A 1,885-nucleotide genomic window follows, 5' to 3' on the forward strand; every position below is an offset into this window, starting at 1 on the left:
CATGAGCATGCCCTTCTGGCGCGAGGACCTCTAAGGTTTTCAAAGACCCGTACAGGTCTTACTACAAACATCTAGCTGCCATTAGATGTCTCCCATTGGGGCGGTGCGGATCTTTCGCACCGCCCCATTCATGTTTAATGACGCTAAATGAAGATCAGATAAGGTGGCCATGGATATCAAGACAATCGGTGTTGAGGAATGGCTCAACGTTTGGGAGAAGAGTGCTACCTGGGATATCGCTCAGTCGACGATCTCGTCGCTGACCATGGGCGAGCTTCGCGCACTGGACGAGCAGGACGGCGCCACGTTCTACGAGCGCCTGGATCGCGAGAAGATGAACTACGGCTGGATCGAGGGATCGCCGGAATTTAAGGCCGAGGTCGCCAAGCTGTATCGTCGCGATGTCAATCCCGATCACATTCTGCAGACCAATGGCTGCACGGGCGCCAACCTCAACGCCATCATGGCCGTTGTGGAGCCCGGCGATCACGTGATTGCCGAGTGGCCTACCTATGCGCCGCTCTACGAGATTCCGCGTACGCTGGGTGCCGAGGTCGAGTATTGGGAGCTCCGCGAGGAGCTCGGCTGGAAGCCCGATATCGATGAGCTCAAGCGCTTGGTGCGCCCCAACACCAAGCTCATCTGCATCAATAACGCATCGAACCCCATCGGTACGGTGCTCGATGCCGATATGCTCGGGCAGATTGCCGAGATTGCCCGTTCGGTGGGCGCCTACGTGCTGTGCGACGAGGTGTATCTGCCGCTCGGGAACACCGAGTCCTTTATGTCGATGGCCGACGTGTACGAGAAGGCCATTGTCACCAACTCGGTGTCCAAGACCTATTCGACGCCTGCGGCCCGCGTGGGCTGGGTCGTGGCCAACGAAGAGGTGTCCAACCGCATCCGCACCTATCGTGACTACACCATGATCTGCGGCGGCGTGTTCAACGACGCCCTGGCGACCTACGTGCTCGAGCACAAGGACAAGATTCTCGAGCGCAACCGTAAGATCGTGTTTGGCAACCGCGATATCGCGCAGGCTTGGATCGATACGCAGCATCGCGTTTCCTGGACGGCCCCGCAGGGAATATCCACCTCGTTTATCCAGCTGGATATTCCCGAGGATGACGAGGAATTCTGTAAGCGCCTGTTGGCCGAGAGGGGAGTGCTGCTGGTCCCCGGCAGCCGCTTTGAGCTTCCCTGCGGCGCACGCCTGGGCTACTGCGCGAGCGAAGACGTTCTTCGCGAGGGCCTGAGGCTTTTGGGCGAGGCACTGGCGGAGTTCGATCGCTAGGATTCCGACGATTTTCGAGGGCCTTATCCAAATTGGCCGAAGATAATCGAAAACGGACCCGTTTCCCTAGGGGAAGCGGGTCCGTTTTTCTATACCGAGAAGTCAAGTTGTTACAAATGGGGCCGTAAAGCGAGCCGGTATCCGCTGGGCCTTATACTGAACTTCCGGTGAACGGTACCAAGCGTCTGGTAAACGGTAATATGCATACCAGAAATGAATAGGACAAACTTTTTTCTGAATAAAAATGAAAATGGTTGAGACGCGGTATGAATCGCTAATTCTATTCATAGCTTTATTAGAAATATGCAATTTGAGGGTGGTTCAATAAAGTTAAGTTCCATTTGCTATTTGGACTGAAAACGCGTTTTAGCACGTAAATACACTTTATTATATCAAAGTGTGCCATGCGTGAAGTATATGTGTATGCCGTTCACCCCCTATAAAAAACCGTTCGGGGGCAAGGTGGAAGTATGGGCTGATTTTGGATATAAATATGTCGTCAGCAATAACGCCTCACACGGAGGGGCGCTAACGAATCGGCCCTGACAAGGGCCCGAAAGAAAGGTAGGAGGCCATGACGAAAGGTCTGCA

1 protein-coding gene is annotated in these 1,885 nt (G+C 54.4%); it reads left to right on the top strand.

From position 1 onward, the window contains the following. Positions 1-169: 169 nt before the first annotated feature. Positions 170-1,294, top strand: a complete 1,125-nt coding sequence (locus tag DXD39_RS10025) for an aminotransferase (RefSeq protein ID WP_117803980.1) — start codon at positions 170-172, stop codon at positions 1,292-1,294. The last annotated feature ends 591 nt before the right edge of the window (positions 1,295-1,885 follow it).

This window comes from Collinsella sp. TM04-29 (assembly GCF_003466565.1).
Lineage (GTDB): Bacteria > Actinomycetota > Coriobacteriia > Coriobacteriales > Coriobacteriaceae > Collinsella.

Coding starts and splice junctions, on each gene's coding strand:
- DXD39_RS10025 (WP_117803980.1), top strand. CDS start 170: ATGGATATCAAGACAATCGGTGTTGAGGAATGGCTCAACGTTTGGGAG.